Below are 21,444 nucleotides of genomic sequence, written 5' to 3'. Positions count from 1 at the left end.
AATGTGAATATGGTTTTCGCCGTACCTGCGAGGTTGGCGTCAAGGATGTGTCAAAGGGCGCGGGAGGGGTGTCAGGATTCCGTCGTGGAGGCGGCCGAGTTGTGCCGTGAGGCTTAGCGTTTCAGTCGTCCGGCGAATGGGCCGGCGCAAGACGCGGAGGTCTCGGTGATCCACGACGGTGAGGGTGAAGGGGCGTTGCTCGTGCCGGTGCGGGGTGGGGGAGGGACGGTCGCCCTGCGATACTTCCGCACTGCTGCCGGACAGCGGACCGTCGTGGGGTTCACGTCGCGGGAGCGGCTGGTCGGGGTGTTCGGGGAGCGCCAGGAGAGTGTGCGGCTCAGCGTTCCCGCACTACGGGCGATGGTCGGCGGGCTCGGAACCGTGGAGATCATCGTCGACCCGACCGGTGCGGCGGAGGGCGACCGCGGGATATGTGAGGCGGGCGGGTGGAGGCCCGCCCGTGAGCGAGGCCGAGGCGCACCGGCGCCCCGGTGCGGGAATAGGTCGATGGTCCGTTGATCAGGTGACGAACGTCGGTGGGAAGGACATCGGGGCACCGTCTAAAACAGATCCGGGACGGCGGAGCCGTAGGTGCTCTCAGGTGTATCAATTGCGTAAATATCCAAGGTAAGCGTGTCAGGAACACGCAAGAGAAGCATCCGCCGGTGCTTCTGAGTAGTTCGATGGAAAAGAAGGAATCTTCTCACTCTATATCGCCATCGTGACCTGCGAATGATCCCGGTGCCGAGGCCGAGCCCTCAAGTCGACGTGCTCGACCGGCCCGATCGACATGCATGAGGCATGGGCGGCGTGGGAGGTGGCGAGAAGCAGCGAATCCTCTAGGGAAAGGCAGTGGAGATGATGGTCGGAGGGTTCCGCCCTCAGGGGAGCGGAACGCCTGTCGGGCTTCCTTTGGCCGCAGGCTTCACCGTCGTGGTGATGGCGACGGCGCTCGCCTCTCTGGTGTTCTCCCAGGGGGATCTGGCCGGTCGCGTGCTCATCATGGCGATGGCCGTGGCGGGCTTCGCGCTGAGCGGCGTGCGGATCGGGGCCTCACTGGGGACCGGCGTGATCGCGTGGATGTTCACCACGGGGTTCCTGGTCAACGACGCCGGGGAGCTGTCCCTGTCCACCGACGACGCGGCGCGCCTGGTGCTCTTCGTCGTCACGGCCCTGGGCGGAACGGCCGTGGCGGCGATGCTCCGGCCGCGCGAGGGGCCTACCCATCGGCTGCGTGGGGTGCCGGGGCCTTCCGGCGTGACGCTCCCCGCCCAGGGCGTGGACGGCGCGGCTGCTTCCGCACGGCGTCCCGTGTCTGCCGGCACGGCGAGATCCATGACTGAAGGAAAACCCATCAGGAAGGGTGAAGCCGGCGACATGGCACGCTCGGGCACGCAGATCTCGGGCACGCAGACCTCCGGCATGCGCATGGAGATCAGCGATCTGGCCGAGGCCCGCGTGCGGATGCAGGGGCTGTCAAGGGTTCCTCCGCTGAGGCGGGCACGGGATATGCCCGCCTCGGCGGTCAATCCGAAAGTACCGTCGCCCCGAGCTCGCCGACGCTCCTGATCACCAGGTCGGTGTGGGTGTGGTCGGCTCCTATCCGCCTGAGGGCCGCGAGGGTGTCCTCAAGGTCGGCGAGGTCCCGGCAGGCCACTCGCACTTCGGCGTCGACGTCTCCGGCGAGCACCAAGGCGTCGAGGACGGCCGGCACCGTGCGAAGCCGCTCTTCGAAGTGGGCGCTCACGGTGCCGGGCTTGAGCCGTACGCGGACCACCGCTTCGACGGGGCGGCCGAGCGCGGCGGGGTTGAGATGAGCGCGAATGGCCGCGAGCACGCCCGCGTCGCTGAGCCGCCGGATCCTGGCGGCGACGGCGCTGTCGCCGAGCCGCACATCCTTGGCGAGGTCGCAATTCCTGGTGCGTCCGTCGCGCATCAGGATGCTCAAGATACGGCGGTCGATCTCATCGAGGATCGGTAGTGAGGGGGGTTCGCTCGCCGTACGGGTGCGCTTCACAGGTCAGCCCCTTCGAGGAAGATTTCCTGGTTTGAGGCTAGAGAGGGGGCTCAGCGTGCGGTGGTATGGATACGCGACCACCACGGGCGCACGGAGAATCCTGACGTTCTCTTGACTGCGAGCGCCTTAAGCCGGATACGCGTGGGTTTCGGTGGCCTTCACGGACGCCCAGATCCGGCGGCCGGGCTGCAGGTCCAACTCGGCGAGAGCGGCTTGGGTGATGTCGGCGGAGGCCGGGATCGGGCCGTCGAGATGGACACGGGCATTGTCGCCGTGCCGTTCGATGCCGTCGATGCGGGCTTCCCACAGGTTTCGTGGGGTTCCGTCCGGCCGTGAGCGGAAAAGGGAGACCGCGGTCGGTGGAAAGGCGACGAAGACCGGCCCCGCGAGGTGTTCGGAGACGTTGAACACGATGTCGCCGACCTGCACGGCATGGCCGCTCGCCTCACCTCTGTAGAGGTTGAGTCCGACCAGCCTGGCGACGTAGTCCGTGCGTGGACGGCGGGCCACCTCGGCCGCCGTGCCCGACTGCACGACGGACCCGGCCTCGATGACGACGAGCCGGTCCGCCAGCACCATGGCGTCGAGGGGGTCGTGGGTGACGATGACGGTGGCCCCGGCGAACTCGGCCAGATGGCGCCGGAGTTCGGCGCGGACGGTCAGACGGGTGTGCGCGTCGAGCGCGGCGAGGGGCTCGTCGAGCAGGAGCAGTCTCGGCTCGACGGCCAGGGCACGGGCGAGGGCGACCCGCTGCGCCTGTCCTCCGGACAGGCGCCCCGGTGGTGCGTCGGCGTGTTCGCCGAGGCCGACGCGATCGAGCCAGGCCCGTGCCGTACGGCGTGCCTGCGCCTTCGAGGCGCCCTGGCAGCGGGGGCCGAACGCGACGTTGTCCAGGGCGGACATGTGAGGGAAGAGGAGGTAGTCCTGGAAGACCATGCCGATCGCGCGGCGCTCGACGGGAACCCTGGTGAGGTCGCGCCCGCCGAGGAGGATGCCGCCCCCGGTCAGGCCGGTGAGCCCGGCCAGGGCGCGCAGGGCGGTGGTCTTGCCGGCGCCGTTCGGGCCGAGCAGGGCCACGACCTCGCCATCCGCGACCTCCACGGTGAGGTCGAGCCGGAAAGCGGGGCGTTCGACGACCAGGTGGGCGTTCAGGCCGGTTCTGTCGGTCACGAGCGGGTCACCTGCCTTGTCGATCACGGGGAGTTCACCCACCTGTCGCGAAGGGAGGCGAGGATGATCACTGACACGGCGAGCAGCACGAGGCTGAGGACGATGGCCGCCTCGGGCTCGGTTTCCAGGGCGAGGTAGACGGCGAGCGGCATGGTCTGGGTCTGGCCCGGGAAGTTACCGGCGAAGGTGATGGTCGCGCCGAACTCGCCGAGGGCGCGTGCCCAGCAGAGCACGGCGCCCGCCGCGATGCCGGGGGCGACGAGCGGCAGCGTGACCCTGCGGAACACGGTCCAGCGCCCCGCGCCGAGCGTGGCCGCCGCCTCGTCGTAGCGGGGGTCCGCGGCGCGCAGCGCGCCCTCGACGCTGATGACGAGGAACGGCATCGCCACGAACGCCTCGGCCACGACGACGCCCGCCGTGGTGAAGGGCAGGGTGATTCCGAAGGTCGAGTCCAGCCACTGGCCGACGAGGCCGCGGCGGCCGAGCACGAGGAGCAGGGCGACGCCGCCGACGACGGGCGGGAGCACCAGGGGCACGGTGACGAGCGCCCTGACGACGCGGCGCCCGGGGAAGGAGGTGCGGGCGAGCACCCACGCGAGCGGGACGCCCAGCAGGATGCAGATGGCCGTGGCGATGGTGGCGGTGACGAGGGACAGCCTGAGCGCTTCGAGGACGTGGGGCTCGGCCAGCCTGCTCGGCAGGGTCGACCACGGGGCCCGCACCAGCAGCCCGGCCAGGGGGAGCACGAGGAAGGCCAGACCGAGCGCCGCGGGGATCACGAGTGCCCAAGGCGCCCGGCCCACCGCGGGGCGAGGCCGGGAACGATGGAACGTCGCGGATGGCGTCATGCGATCAGGGGGCCTCGAACCCGGCCTTGGTGAGCACGTCGGTGCCCTGCTTGGACACGACGAGGTCGACGAACCGCTGGGCGAGGTCGCCGCTCGGGGCCTTGGTCAAGGCCGCGATCGGATAGTCGTTGATGACCTTGTCGGCCTCGGGGAAGGGGATGCCCTTGACCTTGCCGCCCGAGGCGATCACGTCGGTGCGGTAGACGAGGGCCGCGTCCACTTCGCCGAGTTCGACCTTGGTCAGGGTGGCCTTGACGTCCTGCTCCAGAGTGACGGGGGTGATCTTGACCCCTGCGGCCTCCAGAGCCTTGACGGCGGCGGCGCCGCACGGCACCTGCTCGGCGCAGAGCGCGACCTTGACCTCGGGTTTCGCCAGGTCGGCGAGGCCGTTGACCTTGGCGGGGTTGTCCGACGGCACGGCGATCTCCAGCTTGTTGCGGGTGAACGTCGTGGGCGCGGCGGCCAGCGAGGCGTCGGTGACGGTCTTCATCGTGGCGGGGCTCGCGGCTGCGAACACATCCGCGGGCGCTCCCTGGACGATCTGCTGGGCGAGGGTGGCACTGGAGCCGAAGTTGAAACGTACGGCAGTGCCTGGATTGCCTGCTTCGAATGCCTTGCCGATCTCGGTGAAGGTGCCGGTGAGGGAGGCCGCGGCGAAGACCGTCACGGTCTTGGTGGACGCCGCGGAGGGAGAGGCGTCGGGGGAGGAGCCTCCGCAGGCCGCCGTGGTCACGGTCAGGGCGGCGATCGCCATGGCGGCGGCAGCGCGTCGGGGGAGGAGCCTGAGCACGGAAAACTCCTTACTGGCCGGAGGCCCGGGTGGGATCTGGTATCTCCACGACGACGTTGGTCGACTTGATCACCGCTGTCGCGACCACGCCGGGTGCGAGGCCGAGTTCGTCGGCTGCCTGCCGGCTCATGAGGGACACGACGCGGAACGGTCCAGCCGCGATCTCCACCTGGGCCATGACGGCATCTTTAATCACATCCGTCACGATGCCTCGGAAGCGGTTGCGTGCCGAAGACTGCCCGGTGCCGTTGTCGCCGGAGGCCTGGGCTCTGGCGAAGGCGGCGAGGTCGGGTCCGGACACCCTGCGGTGGCCGTGTTCGTCTCGCGTGGCCGGGAGCCGGCCCGCGTCCACCCATCGGCGAACGGTGTCGGCGCTGACACCGAGCAACGCGGCGGCTTCACTGATCCCAAACGTCGTCACGAGATATCACTTTACTCTCGCAAAATCCGGGTGCTTCACGGGATTGCCCTTGCAGAAGCCACGAAACTATCCCGCTATTCCTGGTATATGCGGCTCTTGTGGGACGGTCCGTTCCGGGCGGTCAACGGGAAGAGCTATGGGTAGGAGAGTGAGGGAGCGCGTGCCACCGGGGGAGCGAGGGCTTCGGGGAAACCGGCGGTGGGGGTCGGCCTGAGTTGATGCCGGCCCATGCGGGCAGGGGCGCTCGGAGGGGGCAGGCGCTCGTACGGCCGGCGGCCGGACGCGCATGGGGACGGAGTGTGTGCGATTTCCGGGGGGTCGCCGATGGCTGTGCCGTACTGGCGTGTGGGCCTTGCGCTCGCGGCGCTCCTCGGCGCGTTCGCGTGCGGACGGGCGACGCCGCCGCGGCAGGCGCCGGAAAGTCTCACGTGGACACCGTGCCGCGTGACGGGGCAGCCGGTGCGGGAGTGCGCCACCGTGAGCGTGCCGGTCGACTGGCGGTTCCCGCGGGGACCGCGCATCGACATGGCCGTGTCCCGCGTCCCGGCGGCGGATCACGACAACAGGATCGGCGTGCTGATCTACAACCCGGGAGGGCCGGAGACGCAGGGGCTCTATGCGCCCATCGCGCTGTGGCCGCCGGAGATCGCGGCGCGGTTCGACATTGTCGGCTTCGACCCCCGCGGCGTGGGGCAGAGCAACCGGGTCGACTGCGGCAGGCCCGGCGGGGCGGTCGCCGAGCTCGCGAAGCTGCCCAGCCTGACGCATGCCCCCGATGTCGCCGCGCTGGACATCGCGGCCCGCACCTACGTTTCGGAGTGTCGGCAGAAGATCGGCTCTCTGGCGGGTGAACTCGGCAGCCTGCCCACGGCCCGCGACGTCGACGAGATCCGCAGACTGCTCGGCGAGGAGAAGGTCACGCTGTGGATGCATTCATACGGATCGATCATCGGCCAGGCATATATCGCGACATATCCCAACCGCGTGCGAGCGGCCCTGCTCACGGGGGCCGTCGATACCGCGACCCCCGGTGTCGACTACACGCTCTCCTCCCGCGCGCAGCCCACGCACGCGCCGACCGGGGACGTCCTCAACGACGTCATCACATCGAACCTGCGGCATAGCCTGGCGGGCTTCGCCCCGTGGTGCGAGACGCATCCCCAGGAGTGCTACACCAGCAAGGACCCCATCGGTGAGGCCAAGGCCGTGGCCCAGATCGAGCGTGTCCCCGCTCCCGGTGAGGAACCCGCCTACCGCACCCTTCTTGAGGCCGCCTGGGCCGTCTCCCTGGACCCGGCGAACTGGTCGCGTTTCTCGTTCGCGGTCTCCGAGGCGCGCGTGGGCAGGCCGGAGGCGCTGCGGCGGCTGGCGGCGATCGGGATCCCGGCCGACATCGGCAGCGCGACCTCCTCGCCGGAGAGCACCGCGCTGCTGCTCGGCGTCTACTGCGCGGACTTCGCCTGGGGCGCGACCGTGGAGCGGGTGCTCAACGACTACCGGACCTCCGGCGATGAGCTTCCTCAGACGCCCGGGGTGGCCTCGCAGTTCGTCACATGCGGTGCCTGGCCGCGGCCGAGCCCTCCGCTGGGGGCGCTGCGTGGAGCCGGGCATGTGCGGCCGCTCATCGTCAACGGGGAGATGGACAGGTATGCCCCGGTGCCGGGTGCCGAAGCGGTCGCCAGGCGGTTCAACGCGTCGCTGCTCATCGTGAAGAAGACAGGTGCCCAGGTCGTCGGCGGCGGCATCCCGTGTGCCGACGCCGCCGCCACGGCCTACCTCGTCGACGGCCGCCCGCCGGAGACACGCACCTGCTCCCCGTGACCGCCCCCCGCGCACCGCGTACGGCAGGAGCCCGCTGCGGCGGGACAGGCCCGATGTCGGTCCGCGGCGGTTGTGGCGGCTGCGGCGGCTGCGGCACGGTCGGCTCTCTAGATCCAGTCCTTCCTCTTGAACACGGCGAAGAGCACGAAGGACGCCGTGGCCATGGTGGCCGCCGAGATCCAGAAGCCGATGGGCTGGCCGAAGCCCGGGTAGGGCACGTTCTGGCCGTAGAAGCCGGTGATCATCGTCGGTACGGCGATGATCGCCGCCCAGGCCGTGATCTTCTTCATGATCTCGTTGAGCTTGTACCCCTGCAGCGTGAGATGCGTCTCCCTGATGTTGCCGACGAGGTCGCGCAGGGAGTCCGTCCACTCGGTCACCCGCAGCACGTGGTCGTAGACGTCCTGGTAGTACGGCGTCATGCCGGGATCGACGACCTCGACGTCCCGCCGGAGCAGGCTGCCGACCACTTCCCGCATCGGCAGGGCGTACCGGCGGAACTGCACCATGGTCTTGCGCAGCTCGAACATCCGGCGCTGCAGCGCCCGGTTGCCCGGCAGGCCGTCGAAGAGCTGGTCCTCCAGGCCCTCGATCTGCTCGTCCAACGCCTGGACGACGTCGAAGTGGCCGTCCACCACGTAGTCCAGCAGGCCGTGCAGCAGGAAGACGACGCCGTGCTTGGCGAGGTCGCGCGAGGAGTCCCAGCGCCGGACCAGCTCGTCGATGTCGAAGTGGTCGTTCTCGCGCACTGTGACCAGCGCGTTCTTGGTGATGAAGACGTTGATCTCCGTGGAGCGCAGGCCGCCGGACTCCTTGTCGAACTCCACGTTGTAGACGGTCGCGAACAGATGGCTGTCGTAGGTGTCCAGTTTGGGGCGTTGGTGGTCGTAGAGGACATCCTCCACGGCCAGATGGTGCAGGCCCAGCTCCTCGCTGATGACGCCGAGGTCGGCCGGGGTGGGGGAGCAGAGGTCGAACCAGACGACGCATCCGGTGTCGCCGAGGTGGTCGGAGACGTCGGCCACCGGGAAGCCCTCGGAGATCAGAACACCGTCGCGGTACAGCCGTGTGCGGGGCATGGACGCCAGAGTAGTGAAGCCGGAGGGCGCAGCATATGATCTCCGCGAATCAACGGGAATCGGGGCTCCGCCGTACCGGACAGTGGGGCTGATCAGGGGATACGGCGGCGGAAACGCAGCAGCCGCCAGAGTCGGAGATCAGGGTTGGCGATCAGAGTTGGAGACCTGTGACCGACTCCACGATGCGGGTCGTCGACCGCCCCGGCACGGCGGCGAGCTCCCAGGAGGCGGCGCCGAGGATGCGGGCGGCGGCGGCGCGGCCCGCGGCGTGGGGGTCGCCGACGGTGTGGGCGAGCGCTCCCGGACGCAGCGGGGCCAGCAGGGTCACGTAGTCGTCGGGGAGGTTCAGCTCGGGCGGACCGGTGACGATGAACACACCGTCGACGAACCGCAGCGCCGCCAGCACCTCGGCCCGCTCGTCGGCGCTGTGCAGGGGACGGGTCGGGCCCTTCCAGGCGCGCACGCGTGGGTCGTCCTCCACCCCGATGACCAGCGGCAGCCCCCGCTCGCGGACCCCGCGGAGGAACCTGACGTGCCCCACGTGCAGGATGTCGAACACCCCCGTCACGACCGCCGCCCCCGGCCGGTCGTACGGCAGCATCCACTGGGGCTCCAGTCTGTTCACGCCCAGTCACCCCCGAGGCATCGACGTTCCTGGCCAACCCGACACGTCGCAGATTAGCGCTGCACGCCGACCGAACGAGCACCCGGGCTACGCCGCCGCCGACCTGGGGTGCCCCAACGGAATCGCATTCATACCTTTTGGCGACATCTCGATGGGCTGTTCCGGCGTCCTTATCTGTGCGAATGGAACGGGGAGCAGCCTGCCGGAGGTGCCATGGACATGTCGGAGTACGGCGAAGCGGAGGGGGCGCAAGACTGGGTGATCCGTTTACCCGGGGTGCCTGAGCAGGTTCAACGGGCCAGGCGGCTCGTGACGGCGGCGCTGGGACGGGACCATCCCCTGCACGACGACGGAGTGCTGCTCACGAGCGAGCTGGCCACGAACGCCGTCCTGCATTCCCAGTCGGGGGAGGGCGGGGCTTTCACTCTGACCGTGACCACGATGCCGGACCGGGTGCGGATCGTCGTCAGCGATGAGGGTTCCGCCACGCCGCCCTGCGCCTGCCGGCCGGGTCTGACCGACCAGGGAGGGCGGGGGCTGCCGCTGGTCGACACCCTGGCCGACCGGTGGGGGCTGAGCAGGGAGGACGGCGCCAACACCGTGTGGTTCGAGCTCGCGCTCAACCTGGTCGGGGTGGCCGCCGTGGACGCCGGCGCGCGGTTCACGCCGCTGCCGCGCTGAGGCCCGCGCCGCGCGGCCGGGGCGTGGAGCCCCGGCAGCGGGCGCGGGCGCGGCGGCCGTCTCGCTCGCGGGCCGGCTAGAGGTAGAGGCCGGTGGCCTCGGGAGCCTCCCGCGCCGGCAGCTCGCGACCGTCGCGGAGAGCGAACAACTGGGCCAGCGTCGCCCCCGAGGGGCCGATGCCCTCGGGGGTGCCGAGCCAGTTCGCGGCCTCCTCGGCGCTGAGCGCGCCGATCTCCACCTGGGCCAGGCAGCGGCCCGGGCGTACCACGGCCGGGTGGAGCCGGGCCAGATCCTCGTTGGTGGTGATGGCGACCAGCACGTCACGGCCTTGGCCGAGCAGGCCGTCGGTCAGGTTGAGCAGGCGCGACAGGCCCTGACCGGTCGCCTCCTTGGCTCCCGCGCGGATCAGCTCGTCGCAGTCCTCCAGCACGAGGAGCCGCCAGCGGCGCTTCTCGTCGTCGCCGGGGCCCGAGTCGTAGCCGACGGCGACCTCCATCAGATAGCCGGGGTCGTTGAACAGGCGCTCCGGGTCGAGCACGCAGTCGACCTGGCACCAGTCACGCCACTCGCGGGCGAGCGTGCGCAGCAGCGTGGTCTTGCCGGTGCCGGGCGGGCCGTGGAGAAGGATGAGACGGCCGTTGACCTCGCTCGGAGTGACCCTCATGAGGCGTCCGAGCCGTTCGGCGACGTGTCGGCCGTAGTTGCGCTCGATGTCGGCCCAGGCCGGCGAGGTGATCGGCTTCTCGGAGCGGTGTCCGCCGTGGGAGCTGCGCCACCAGAACCCCATGTCGACGTGGTCGGAGGGCGGCGCGGGTTCCACGGCGTCCTTGACCACCTCGTCGATCAGTGAGCGGGTGAGCTCCTCGCTGACCGCGGTCACGCTGACGGTGGCCGACCGGCTGCGGTAGCGGACGACGCGCAGCGTCCAACCCTCGCCGCAGACCAGCCGGGACTCGCGGCCGTCCTCGACGGCGACGCGCACGAGATCGCCGCTTGAGGGCATCAGCCGCGCCTCGGGCAGTACGCGTTCCAGGCTCGCGGTGCGCGACCAGGGCTGCGTGCCGGTGGCGAACGGCGACAGCGCGAGCGCGTCGATCACGTCGACGGCGGAGTCGCCGTCGTCGAGCCAGACGCGCATCGGCAGATCGCCTGCGGTGTGCGTGGGGCTCACCCGGTCGGCGGGGCGCCGCGCGGCGTCGACCTTGTCGGCGGCGCTGTGCTGGGCGCCGTTGTGGTTGGCGATGAGGTGGACCTCCCTAAGGTGAGGGTGTTCCGACCAGGCGGGAGTCCGCGGAGCGGGACCGATCGGTTCGGACGTCTGGCCGTCTCGCCGCCTCGCCAGGTCGCGGCTCGCGTGGCGGAGCGGCGGGGCGTCGACGGCATGCGGTCTATGATCCCGCCACAGCTCGCGTACGTCGAATGAGTTTGCCATCAGTTCCCATGATCCATGTGGAATGCCCCAAAACTGGGGTATGGGAGCCGATCCGGGGTTACTCTCGGTCGTCATTTCATTGCCATACTGGAGATAGGTCCGTGGACAATCTCATCCCCCGTCGTGCCTGGGGAGCCCGATCCCCCCGTGGCTCCTACACCACCCTCAGCTCCACCAAGGGCGTCAAAGTCCACTACACCGGTGGCCGGGTCGACCCGAAGATCATCGATGACCATGACAAGTGCGTCGCCATGGTCAAATCCATCCAGAAGCACCACATGGACGGCAATGGCTGGATGGACATCGGCTATTCGATGGTGGTCTGTCCACATCGGAAGGTGTTCGAGGGGCGGGGGTTGAAGAGAGTTCCGGCGGCCAACGGCGCGGGCCTGAACTCCGCGCACTACGCGGTGCTCGGGCTCGTGGGCAGCTCTGGCCTGGTGAAGCCCAACGACGACATGCTGCACGGCATCCTCGACGCGGTCGCCTACCTCAGGGCCGAGGGCGGTGCCGGCAGGGAGATCAAGGGCCACCGCGACGGCTACCCCACCGCCTGCCCCGGTGAAGCCCTCTACACATGGGTGAAGTCGGGCGCGCCCCGCCCCGGAAGCAAGCCCCCGGCCAATTCCGGCACGGCGCCCAAGTTCCCCGGCAGGCTGCTGAAGTATCCGCCGATCATGCGAGGTGAGGACGTCCGCACCTGGCAGCGCCAGATGAAGAAGCTCGGCTACACCATCGACGCGGACGGCGCCTACGGGGCCGCCTCGGAGAAGGTGTGCCGCCAGTTCCAGCGCGATCAGAAGCTAGGCGTCGACGGCGTCGTCGGACCCGCCACCTGGAAGGCTGCGTGGAATGCTAAAGAGTCCGCCTCGAACCGGTAAGTAGCCCCCCCAAGCGATTGTTCTTTAGGCGAGCCGCCTATCCTCCGGAACATGACGGTGCAGCCTGAGCGACTTACCCTGGCCGCCGAGTTCCCGCCCGCCACACGCGAGCAGTGGCGGGAACTCGCGCTAGGGGTGCTTCGCAAGTCGGGTGTCGAGGCCGGTTCACCGGAGGAGGCCCTGGCGTCTCCGACCTATGACGGTGTAACGGTCCACCCGCTTTACGATTCCTCCGACACACCGCGGAGTCCCGGCCTTCCCGGGCTGGCGCCGTTCGTGCGCGGCACCAGGCCCGAGGGCGCCGCCGCCTCCGGCTGGGACGTACGGCAACGCCATGCCGTCGCCGACTCCGAGGCCGTCCTGGCCGACCTCGAGAACGGGGTCACCTCCCTGTGGCTGGAGATCGGCGAACACGCCATCCCCGCGCGCGAGCTGCCGAAGCTCCTCAAAGACGTCTACCTGGACCTCGCCCCCGTCGTGCTCGACGCGGGTGAGCAGACCCGCGAGGCGGCCGAGGCGCTCCTGTCCCTGGGCGGCGAGACGGCGCCGATCGGCAACCTCGGCCTCGACCCGCTCGGGCTCCGGGCCCGCACGGGCGCGGAGACCGCGCTCGACATCGATCTCGTACGGCGCTGCCTGGCCGGACCGGCGGAGCTCCGGGCGATCGTCGTTGACGCCACGCCGTACCACGACGCGGGCGGCGCCGAGGCGCAGGAGCTCGGCGCCTCGGTGGCCACCGGCCTGGCCTACCTGCGCGAACTGACGGACGCGGGGCTGACCGTGGCCGAGGCGCTCGGCCAGCTGGAGTTCCGCTACGCGGCGACGGCCGACCAGTTCCTCACGATCGCCAAGCTGCGCGCGGCGCGGCGGCTGTGGGCCAGGGTGGCGCAGGTCTGCGGCGAGCCCGCGCTCGGCGGCCAGCGCCAGCACGCGGTGACGTCGTCGGCGATGATGACGGCCCGGGACCCGTGGGTGAACATGCTGCGCACCACGCTGGCGTGCTTCGCCGCGGGCGTCGGCGGCGCGGAATCTGTCACGGTCCAGCCCTTCGACGCGGCCCTCGGGCTGCCCGACGCCTTCTCCCGGCGCATCGCGCGCAACACCCACGCCCTGCTGGTCGAAGAGTCGGGCGTCGGCAGGGTCGTGGACCCCGCCGGCGGCTCGTGGTACGTCGAGCGGCTGACCGCCGACCTGGCCGAGGCCGCCTGGGAGCGGTTCCAGGAGATCGAGCGGGCCGGCGGCATGGCCTCCGCCCTCGCCTCGGGGTTCGTCGCCGAGCGGCTCGCCGCGACGGCGCGGGCCCGGTCGGCCGACATCGCGCACCGGAAGGTGCCTCTCACGGGCGTCAGCGAGTTCCCGAACCTCGCCGAGCGGCTTCCCGTCAGGACGGCGGGCCCCGGTCTCGCCGGCGCCTCGGCGGGCGGCGGACTGCCCAAGATCCGCTACGCCGAGGAGTTCGAGGCGCTGCGCGATCTGGCGGACGCCCGGCCGGAGCGGCCGACGGTGTTCCTGGCGACGCTCGGCCCGGTGGCGGTCCACACCGCGCGGGCCACGTTCGCGGCCAACCTGTTCCAGGCCGGCGGCGTCGCCACGGTGACGAGCGGCCCGTCGACGGACCCCGCCGAGTTGGCCGAGGCGTTCCGCGCCAGCGGCTGCCGCGTGGCCTGCCTGTGTTCGAGCGACAAGATGTACGGCGAGTACGCCGCGGCCGTGGCCGCCGCGCTGAAGGAGGCGGGGGCGGTCAAGGTGTGGCTGGCGGGCAAGGGGGAGCATGAAGGAGTGGACGCCCGGCTTTACGCGGGGTGCGACGCGCTCGAGGTGCTCCGTACGACGTTCGACGACCTGGGGGTGACCCGTTGAGCATGATTCCCGACTTCTCTGGGATCGACCTCGGTCCCGGGGCGCCCGGTGCCGACGCGGACACGGCGGCCTGGGCCGCGGCCGTGGCGGAGCGCACGGGCAAGGGGCCGGACGACCTCGTGTGGGAGACCCCCGAGGGCATCGGCGTACGCCCGCTCTACACGGGGGCGGACCTCGACGGTCTGGACTTCCTGGCCACCTATCCCGGCGTCGCGCCGTACCTCCGCGGGCCGTACCCCACGATGTACGTCAACCAACCGTGGACGATCCGGCAGTACGCCGGCTTCTCCACGGCGGAGGAGTCCAACGCCTTCTACCGGCGCAACCTCGCCGCCGGGCAGAAGGGCCTGTCGGTGGCCTTCGACCTGGCCACGCACCGGGGATACGACTCCGATCACCCCCGCGTCGCCGGGGACGTCGGCATGGCCGGGGTCGCCATCGACTCGATCTACGACATGCGCCAGCTGTTCGACGGCATCCCGCTCGACCGCATGAGCGTGTCCATGACCATGAACGGCGCGGTGCTCCCGGTGCTCGCGCTCTACATCGTCGCGGCCGAGGAGCAGGGGGTGGCGCCGGAGCAGCTTGCAGGGACCATCCAGAACGACATCCTCAAAGAGTTCATGGTCCGCAACACCTACATATATCCGCCTGAACCATCCATGAGGATCATCTCGGACATCTTCTCGTACACCTCCGAGAAGATGCCGAAGTTCAACTCGATCTCGATCTCCGGCTACCACATCCAGGAGGCCGGGGCCACCTGCGACCTGGAGCTCGCCTACACCCTCGCCGACGGCGTGGAATACCTCAGGGCGGGCGTGGAGGCCGGGCTGGACATCGACCGGTTCGCACCGAGACTGTCGTTCTTCTGGTGCATCGGCATGAACTTCTTCATGGAGGTCGCCAAGCTGCGCGCCGCGCGGCTGCTGTGGGCCAAGCTCGTCAAGGGCTTCGGCGCGAAGAACCCCAAGTCGCTGTCCCTGCGCACTCACTCGCAGACCTCCGGCTGGTCGCTGACCGCGCAGGACGTGTTCAACAACGTCGTGCGCACCTGCGTCGAGGCCATGGCCGCGACCCAGGGCCACACCCAGTCGCTCCACACCAACGCGCTGGACGAGGCCCTGGCCCTCCCCACGGACTTCTCCGCGCGCATCGCCCGCAACACCCAGCTCCTTCTGCAACAGGAGTCCGGCACCTGCCGCGTGATCGACCCGTGGGGCGGCAGTGCCTACGTGGAGCGGCTCACCTACGAGCTGGCGCTCCGCGCCTGGGAGCACATCTCCGAGGTCGAGGCCGCGGGCGGCATGGCCAGGGCCATCGACGCTGGGCTGCCCAAGCTCCGCATCGAGGAGGCCGCGGCGCGCACCCAGGCCCGCATCGACTCCGGACGGCAGCCGGTCATCGGCGTGAACAAGTACCGCGCCGATGCCGAGGAGCCCATCGAGGTGCTCAAGGTCGACAACTCGGCGGTGCGGGAGCGGCAGCTCGACAAGCTGCGCAGGCTCCGCGAGGAGCGGGACGGCGACGCCGTGGCCGCGGCGCTCGACGCCCTGACCAAGGCCGCGGCGGGAACGGGCAACCTGCTGGCGCTGGCCGTGGACGCCGCCAGGGCCAAGGCCACGGTCGGCGAGATCTCCGACGCGCTGGAGAAGGTCTTCGGTCGGCATGCAGGTCAGATCCGTACGATTTCGGGTGTGTATCGCGATGAGGCAGGTCCCGGGGCCGGGATCGAACGGGTGAGGGCGGCCTGCGCCGAGTTCGAGGTCCAGGAGGGCCGCAGGCCCCGCATCCTGGTGGCCAAGATGGGGCAGGACGGCCACGACCGGGGGCAGAAGGTGATCGCCACGGGCTTCGCCGACCTCGGCTTCGACGTCGACGTGGGCCCGTTGTTCCAGACCCCCGAGGAGGTCGCCCGCCAGGCGGCCGAGGCCGACGTGCACATCGTCGGCGTGTCCTCCCTGGCGGCGGGGCACCTGACGCTGGTCCCGGCGCTGCGCGACGCGCTCGCCGCGATCGGGCGGGAGGACATCATGATCGTGGTGGGGGGTGTGATCCCTCCCGGCGACTTCGACGAGCTGCGCGCGGCCGGCGCCTCCGCGATCTTCCCGCCGGGCACCGTGATCTCCGATGCGGCACTCGGCCTGCTGCGTGAGCTCTCGACGCGGCTGGACCATGCGCTCTAAGCCCGCGCTCGAGGACTATCTGCAGGGGGTCAAGAGCGGCTCGCTCGCCTGGATCGCCCGCGCGATCACGCTCGTCGAGTCGGGGAGGGCCGACCACAAGGAGCTCGCCCAGAAGCTGCTCGTCGAGCTGACGCCGCTGTCGGGGAAGGCGCGGCGCGTCGGCATCACCGGCGTGCCCGGTGTCGGCAAGTCGACGTTCATCGACGGGCTCGGCGTGTTCCTCACCGGTGAGGGCCACCGCGTCGCCGTCCTCGCGGTGGACCCGTCCTCGACGAGGACGGGCGGCTCGATCCTCGGTGACAAGACGCGCATGGCGCGGCTGTCGGTCGACCCGGCGGCCTACATCCGGCCGTCGCCGACCTCCGGCACCCTCGGCGGCGTCACCAAGGCCACGCGGGAGGCCATGGTGGTCGTCGAGGCGGCGGGATACGACATCGTGCTCGTCGAGACCGTGGGCGTCGGGCAGTCGGAGACGGCGGTCGCCGACATGGTCGACACGTTCCTGCTGCTCACGCTGGCCCGCACCGGCGACCAGCTCCAAGGCATCAAGAAGGGCGTCCTGGAGCTGGCCGACGTCATCGCCGTCAACAAGGCCGACGGCGCCTACGAGACCGACGCGCGCAAGGCCGCGCGCGAACTCGCCGGAGCCCTGCGCCTGCTGCGTTCACACGAGGCGACCTGGCACGCGCCCGTGCTCACGTGCAGCGGGAAGGAGGGCACGGGCATCCCCGAGCTGTGGCGGCAGATCGTCCACCACCAGGACACCTTGTCGGCGTCGGGGGAACTGGCGGAACGCCGGCGCCGCCAGCAGGTGGGCTGGACGTGGACGCTCGTGCAGGATCGCCTGATCCACGACCTGCGCCACCATCCCGCCGTCGCCGCGCTGTCCCCGGAGGTGGAGCGGCAGGTGCTCGACGGCGCCCTCACCCCCGCGCTCGCCGCCGAGCGGATCCTGTCCGCGTTCTCGGCGGCCCGCCGCTCCGGCTGACCCGCCGCGCCTCCCCCGCCCCCGCTCGGAGAGCGGGGGCGGGGGGACGGCTCTTTCGGCCAAGGGATTCGAAAACGTCGTTGACAGCGGCGTAGGTCGCTGCGTACCTTACAGGGGTCCTATTGCCGTCCCTTGGGGGCTTAGAGTGAGGATCTGAGGTTCGCGGACACCGCGTTCTCGCACCCGTGTCAAGGGTGCCGCGCATCCGGCCTCAGTGGATCCGCCTCCGGCGGCCTCCCTTCCCCCGCGACCCGCCCAGGTTCCTCGTTCCTGTGGTGTTCCGGGACGCTCCCTCCCGCTCCATCCGCTCCTCGCCAGGGGCATGAGGCCGCAGCCCCGGTGGGCTCGGTCCGAGCGGTGATGCGGTGACCGTCCCGCGGCGGCGGCCGATGCGCGCGGTGTCCTCCCGCAGTGTCACGAAAACCACGACACGTTGGAGGAGCGGCCTTATGGCTTTTTCCATTGTCATTGATGGACTGTCCTATTCCTGGGCCGACGGCACCCCTGTGCTGAAGGACCTCGACACGGCCTTCGGGCCGGGCCGTACCGGGCTGATCGGGGTCAACGGATCGGGCAAGTCCACACTGCTCCGGCTGATCGCCGGAGAGCTGCGGCCCGCCGCGGGGTCCGTCGCCGTGGACGGCGAGGTGGGCTATCTGCCGCAGAACCTTCCGCTGGGCGCACGCCGTACGGTCAGCGACCTGCTCGGCATCAGCGACGTGCGGGCGGCGCTGCACGCGATCGAGCGGGGTGAGGTCTCGGAGGACAACTTCGCCGCGGTCGGCGACGCCTGGGACGTGGAGGAGCGGGCGCTGGCGGAGCTGGACCGGCTCGGCCTCGCCGGGATCGGGCTCGACCGCACCACCGACACGCTGTCGGGCGGCGAGGTCGTGATGACGGGTCTCGCCGCGCTGTTCCTGCGCAGACCGGATGTGCTGCTGCTGGACGAGCCCACCAACAACCTGGACCTCGCGGCCAGGCAGCGGCTCTACCAGGCGGTCGACGCGTGGTCGGGCGTCATGGTGGTGGTGAGCCACGACCGGGCGCTGCTCGAACGCGTGGACCAGGTCGCCGATCTGTCGGAGGGCGGGATCCGCATGTACGGCGGCAATTTCTCCGCCTACCGGGAGGTGCTCGCCGCCGAACGCGAGGCCGCCGAACGCGGCGTGAGATCCGCCCAGGCCGACGTCAAGAGGCAGGAGCGCGAGCTCATCGAGACGCGGATCAAACTCGACCGGCGTCAGCGGACCGCGAGAAAGGCCGCCGACAGCGGCCTCCCCAGGATTCTGATCGGGGAGCTCAAACGACGCTCCCAGGTGTCGGCGGGCAAGCTCCGCAACCAGCATCTCGACAAGGTCACCGAGGCGCGCGACAGGCTGTCCGAGGCGCAGCGCGCGCTGCGCGACGACGCCGAGATCCGCATCACCCTGCCTGAGACCGACGTCCCGGCGGGCCGTACGGTTCTCACCGTGGCGGGCCTGGAGTTGCTGCGCGTACCGGGCTTCGAGCCGGACGGGGACGGCGGCGACGCCGCCGAGCGGGGGCGCCCGCTCGACGAGCTGATCGTGCGGGGGCCGGAGCGCATCGCGCTGACCGGGGCGAACGGTTCGGGCAAGACCACGTTCCTGCGGGCGCTCGTCGGCGATTCCCCCGGGTTCGCGGGGCGGGCCGCCGTCGGGGTGAAGGGCGTCGGCTACCTGCCGCAGCGGTTGGATCTGCTCGACGACGCGCTGAGCGTGCTCGACAACGTACGGAGGTTCGCGCCGGACGCGTCCGTCGGGGCGATCCGGGAGCGGCTCGCCCGCTTCCTGTTCCGGGGCGCGCGGGTGGACCAGGTGGTGGGCACGCTGTCGGGAGGGGAACGTTTCCGTGCGGTGCTCGCCGCCCTCCTGTCCGCCGATCCGCCTCCCCGCCTGCTCCTGCTCGACGAGCCCACCAACAACCTGGACCTGGCGAGCGTGGCGCAGTTGACGCAGGCGCTCAACGCCTACCGGGGCGCGCTGATCGTGGTCTCCCACGATCTGCCGTTCCTGGAGTCGGTGGGCATCACGCGGCGGCTCCGGATGGGCAGGGAGGCCGGCTTGACCGAGGTCGCGTAACCGATGTCAATTGACGCAGGGGATCAATCGGGAAATAGTTGGTTGGTGACTGCCCCCCGTGCGATCCCCTGCGTACTGGTCGTCGCCTCTCTCGCTCTGACAGGATGCACCGCGGAAACAGTTCAGCCGCCGCGCGGGGAATCCAGCGCCGGCGGTGTCATCGGCGGAGACGGATCCGGGGTCACCGCCCCGCCGACGCCGACCGGGCTCGACCCCGTCGGCTATCGCCGCGAGCTGGAGGCCGCGGTCGGACCGGTGCGCGATTCCTTGGAGTCGCTGGCGGACGCCAAGACGCGCAAGACCCTGCGCAAACGCCTCGACGGCGCGAGCGACGCGCTCCGCGACGCCGGAGGGCGGCTCCAGGCGCTCACGCCGCCGGCGGGGACCGAGGCCGCCCACATCGCCTATGTCACCCAGCTCGCCGCGCTGTCCAGCGGGCTCGACACCGTCGAACTCAGCGTGGGGGCGGGCTCGGTGTGCACCGCGTCCAGCGTCATGACGGCCCTCGGCGAGGCCGGCGACATCAAGGACCTGGACCGTGCCGGAGAGGACCTCGCCCGGCTCGGCGACTACCCGGCCGACGCGGTCACCGTGAAGATCCCGGGGCGCCAGTCCCGGCGGTGGTCGAACGGGCGGTTCCTGCGGTCCGAGAGCAGGACGGGCCGCGGCTCGCTCAAGATCGACAACGGGTCGTCGTACGACGCGGTCGTGACGGTGATACGCGGGAAGAAAAAGGCGTTCAGCGTCTACGTGCGCAAGAAGAAGAAGTTCACCGTGTCCGGCGTGCGCGACGGGAAGTACAAGATCTACTTCACCCAGGGCCAGGACTGGCAGTCCAAGGCGCGCGCGTTCGGCCGCATGTGCTCGTTCCAGTTGTTCGGCAGCTCTCTGCGTTTCAAGACGCGCTACACCTCCACACACGTGCGGTGGAACAACTGGACCATCACCCTCCACGGCGTGCGGGGCGGAACGATCCGCACCAAGAACGTCGACCCCGACGACTTCCCGGACTGACGCGCGCGCCGGCAGACGGAATCGCCGACCTGCGGGCTCGCCGACCTGCGGGCTCGCCGACCGGCGGATGAACGAAGACCGCGACCCTCGGGCGGAGGGCCGCGGTCTTCATCGTCGAGGTCTGCCGGCGAATCGCTTCGTCAGCTGGAGAACAGCAGGCCCGCCCAGCCGCGCTTGCGGTGGTGGCTGCCGTGGTGGTGTCCGTGCGGAGCGCCCCACGCGGGAGCGCCGTGAGCCGGCGGCGGCGGCGGGGGAGCGGCGTGGCTCTGCGACCACTGCGACTCCAGACGGGTCAGCGCCTCAAGCTCGCCGTAGTCGAGGAAGATCCCGCGGCAGTTCTCACACTGCTCGATGTGAACTCCGTTGCGGTCGTATGTGCGCATCGTGCCGCGACACTTCGGGCATTGCATTTAGCCGTCTCCTTGCACTTGGCTCATGTGCCTCTACCGACAACTTACTGCGTGAAGACGCTACGGCAGCGCTTCCCGCACACTCACAATCCTGGCGCATGTCTCCACGAGCAGGGCGTCCACTTCGTCGAGAGGCCGGTGCTCCCTCCGCGCCTTGGCCACGGCGCCCGCGGCGAGTTGCGCGGACAGCGCCCGCGCCGGGACGTCGAGCCGCTCCCACGGGTCGCCCGGGCCGAGCGCGCGGCCGCCCGCCTCGACGTATGCCGTGACGAAGCGTTCCCACGCAGAGCGTTCCAGCAGCCCCATCGCGAACCACGCGGCGGGCCGCGCCAGATCCCACGCCTGGTCGCCTAGCCCGAAGTCGTCCACGTCGATGAGCCTCCACGCGCCGAGCCGTACAAGCTGGCCCATGTGCCAGTCGCCGTGGGTCACCTGGGCGTCGGGATGCGGACGCTCACCCCGCGCCTCCGGCGGCAGCGCGGCGAACACCCGGCGGACGACCCGTTCCTCCGGACCGTCGCCGGTGAGCGAGGCCACCAGGTCCGCGGCGCGCGCGGGCCCGCCGGCGGGCGGCAGGGGCGGCAGCGCGCCAGCGGGTACGGCGTGCAACCCGGCCAGCAGCCGTGCGGCCTCCTCCCAGGGGGCGGCCTCCGGGGCGTCGTGGTCGACCGGCTCGCCCGCGGGCCAGACCGTGACAAGCCTGCCGTGCACGTCGGCCACCTCGGCGTGCAACGGCCGCAGCAGCACGGCGTCCAGCACGGGTTCGACCGCGGCGCGCATGCGCATCCGCAGCGGTCCGGCCGCCATGCCCGGGGCGTGCGCCTTCACGACGACACCGCCCGCCCGCACGATCACCACGTCGGGCCGGGTCGGCATGACGGAGGCGTTGTCGCCGCCGTGGTCGCGGCCGTGCCGGAGGGCGATGCGCGCCATCTCCCGGATGAGCGGGTCGGAGAACTCGTCGGCGGGTTCGTCTGCGGAGTCGTCTGCGGGGTGCGTCAGGTGGGGGGCCTGGGTCATGACGAAAGTGAACCATTGGTGCGGGGCCCGCGGTGACCCGGGAGCACGGTCGGCCGCCCGTATTGCGGGGCGGCGCGCCGGGGCCGGGGGGTGGGACCGTTC

At 70.6% G+C, this 21,444-nt stretch carries 20 protein-coding genes; 10 read left to right on the top strand and 10 right to left on the bottom strand.

What is annotated here, in order from left to right:
- Positions 1 to 165: 165 nt before the first annotated feature.
- Both BLQ73_RS19845 and BLQ73_RS19840 read left to right on the top strand, forming a co-directional pair.
- A complete protein-coding gene (locus tag BLQ73_RS19845; RefSeq protein ID WP_093172030.1) occupies positions 166 to 519 on the top strand; it encodes an SseB family protein in 354 nt (117 codons plus the stop codon).
- Positions 520 to 852: 333 nt separating this feature from the next.
- Complete coding sequence (locus BLQ73_RS19840; protein ID WP_093172027.1) at positions 853 to 1,569, top strand: hypothetical protein; 717 nt, start codon at positions 853 to 855, stop codon at positions 1,567 to 1,569.
- On the opposite strand, the gene BLQ73_RS19835 is transcribed toward BLQ73_RS19840, so the two are convergent.
- The 5 genes from BLQ73_RS19835 to BLQ73_RS19815 form a co-directional block, all read right to left on the bottom strand.
- Entirely contained in the window at positions 1,526 to 2,017 is a 492-nt protein-coding gene (locus tag BLQ73_RS19835) for an Lrp/AsnC family transcriptional regulator (protein WP_093172025.1), read from the bottom strand. The genes BLQ73_RS19840 and BLQ73_RS19835 overlap by 44 nt on opposite strands.
- Before the next feature lie 126 nt (positions 2,018 to 2,143).
- Positions 2,144 to 3,187, bottom strand: coding sequence for an ABC transporter ATP-binding protein (locus BLQ73_RS19830; RefSeq protein ID WP_218125939.1), 1,044 nt, complete (start codon positions 3,185 to 3,187; stop codon positions 2,144 to 2,146).
- Between the two features lie 23 nt (positions 3,188 to 3,210).
- The gene (locus tag BLQ73_RS19825; RefSeq protein ID WP_093172021.1) at positions 3,211 to 4,035 is read right to left on the bottom strand and encodes an ABC transporter permease; all 825 of its coding nucleotides are present in this window, start codon (positions 4,033 to 4,035) and stop codon (positions 3,211 to 3,213) included.
- A 4-nt stretch (positions 4,036 to 4,039) separates the two neighbouring features.
- Positions 4,040 to 4,789 carry a molybdate ABC transporter substrate-binding protein gene (gene modA / locus BLQ73_RS19820; RefSeq protein ID WP_093172094.1) on the bottom strand — a complete coding sequence of 250 codons (750 nt, stop codon included), beginning with the start codon at positions 4,787 to 4,789 and terminating at the stop codon, positions 4,040 to 4,042.
- Positions 4,790 to 4,835: 46 nt separating this feature from the next.
- The gene (locus BLQ73_RS19815) at positions 4,836 to 5,246 is read right to left on the bottom strand and encodes a TOBE domain-containing protein (protein ID WP_093172018.1); all 411 of its coding nucleotides are present in this window, start codon (positions 5,244 to 5,246) and stop codon (positions 4,836 to 4,838) included.
- A gap of 324 nt (positions 5,247 to 5,570) precedes the next feature.
- Here BLQ73_RS19815 and BLQ73_RS19810 point away from each other — a divergent pair, with 324 nt between their 5' ends.
- A complete protein-coding gene (locus BLQ73_RS19810; RefSeq protein WP_176955554.1) occupies positions 5,571 to 7,067 on the top strand; it encodes an alpha/beta fold hydrolase in 1,497 nt (498 codons plus the stop codon).
- Between the two features lie 107 nt (positions 7,068 to 7,174).
- Here BLQ73_RS19810 and BLQ73_RS19805 read toward each other — a convergent pair whose 3' ends face one another.
- Positions 7,175 to 8,146 (bottom strand): magnesium transporter CorA family protein, encoded by a 972-nt coding sequence (locus tag BLQ73_RS19805; protein ID WP_176955553.1) that lies wholly within the window; start codon positions 8,144 to 8,146, stop codon positions 7,175 to 7,177.
- Between the two features lie 151 nt (positions 8,147 to 8,297).
- Complete coding sequence (locus BLQ73_RS19800) at positions 8,298 to 8,771, bottom strand: adenylyltransferase/cytidyltransferase family protein (protein WP_245691214.1); 474 nt, start codon at positions 8,769 to 8,771, stop codon at positions 8,298 to 8,300.
- 213 nt (positions 8,772 to 8,984) lie between these two features.
- Between BLQ73_RS19800 and BLQ73_RS19795 the strand changes: the two genes are divergently transcribed.
- Positions 8,985 to 9,452, top strand: a complete 468-nt coding sequence (locus BLQ73_RS19795) for an ATP-binding protein (RefSeq protein WP_093172014.1) — start codon at positions 8,985 to 8,987, stop codon at positions 9,450 to 9,452.
- 76 nt (positions 9,453 to 9,528) lie between these two features.
- On the opposite strand, the gene BLQ73_RS19790 is transcribed toward BLQ73_RS19795, so the two are convergent.
- A complete protein-coding gene (locus BLQ73_RS19790) occupies positions 9,529 to 10,884 on the bottom strand; it encodes a DUF5925 domain-containing protein (protein ID WP_245691213.1) in 1,356 nt (451 codons plus the stop codon).
- Between the two features lie 101 nt (positions 10,885 to 10,985).
- On the opposite strand from BLQ73_RS19790, the gene BLQ73_RS19785 reads away from it, so the two are divergent.
- The 6 genes from BLQ73_RS19785 to BLQ73_RS19760 all read left to right on the top strand — a co-directional run bounded on the left by BLQ73_RS19785 (position 10,986) and on the right by BLQ73_RS19760 (position 19,912).
- Positions 10,986 to 11,765 carry a peptidoglycan recognition protein family protein gene (locus tag BLQ73_RS19785; protein WP_245691212.1) on the top strand — a complete coding sequence of 260 codons (780 nt, stop codon included), beginning with the start codon at positions 10,986 to 10,988 and terminating at the stop codon, positions 11,763 to 11,765.
- Between the two features lie 51 nt (positions 11,766 to 11,816).
- Entirely contained in the window at positions 11,817 to 13,625 is a 1,809-nt protein-coding gene (locus tag BLQ73_RS19780) for a methylmalonyl-CoA mutase family protein (protein WP_093172010.1), read from the top strand.
- 2 nt (positions 13,626 to 13,627) lie between these two features.
- Positions 13,628 to 15,811: a methylmalonyl-CoA mutase gene (gene scpA, locus BLQ73_RS19775; RefSeq protein WP_093172008.1), complete on the top strand. Its 2,184-nt coding sequence runs from the start codon at positions 13,628 to 13,630 to the stop codon at positions 15,809 to 15,811.
- Complete coding sequence (meaB, locus tag BLQ73_RS19770) at positions 15,801 to 16,799, top strand: methylmalonyl Co-A mutase-associated GTPase MeaB (protein WP_093172006.1); 999 nt, start codon at positions 15,801 to 15,803, stop codon at positions 16,797 to 16,799. The genes scpA and meaB overlap by 11 nt, the downstream gene beginning before the upstream one ends.
- A 449-nt stretch (positions 16,800 to 17,248) precedes the next feature.
- A complete protein-coding gene (locus BLQ73_RS19765; RefSeq protein WP_093172004.1) occupies positions 17,249 to 18,898 on the top strand; it encodes an ABC-F family ATP-binding cassette domain-containing protein in 1,650 nt (549 codons plus the stop codon).
- 45 nt (positions 18,899 to 18,943) lie between these two features.
- The gene (locus BLQ73_RS19760; protein ID WP_093172002.1) at positions 18,944 to 19,912 is read left to right on the top strand and encodes a hypothetical protein; all 969 of its coding nucleotides are present in this window, start codon (positions 18,944 to 18,946) and stop codon (positions 19,910 to 19,912) included.
- A gap of 140 nt (positions 19,913 to 20,052) precedes the next feature.
- Here the strand turns inward: BLQ73_RS19760 and BLQ73_RS19755 are convergent, their stop codons facing one another.
- Complete coding sequence (locus BLQ73_RS19755) at positions 20,053 to 20,322, bottom strand: TFIIB-type zinc ribbon-containing protein (RefSeq protein ID WP_093172000.1); 270 nt, start codon at positions 20,320 to 20,322, stop codon at positions 20,053 to 20,055.
- Positions 20,323 to 20,382: 60 nt separating this feature from the next.
- Positions 20,383 to 21,342 carry an aminoglycoside phosphotransferase family protein gene (locus BLQ73_RS19750; RefSeq protein ID WP_245691210.1) on the bottom strand — a complete coding sequence of 320 codons (960 nt, stop codon included), beginning with the start codon at positions 21,340 to 21,342 and terminating at the stop codon, positions 20,383 to 20,385.
- Positions 21,343 to 21,444 lie beyond the last annotated feature (102 nt).

It is taken from the genome of Sinosporangium album, assembly GCF_900100605.1.
Taxonomy (GTDB): domain Bacteria; phylum Actinomycetota; class Actinomycetes; order Streptosporangiales; family Streptosporangiaceae; genus Sinosporangium; species Sinosporangium album.
The sequence above is the reverse complement of the archived record's forward strand: the minus strand, read 5'-3'. Positions and strand labels throughout refer to the sequence as shown.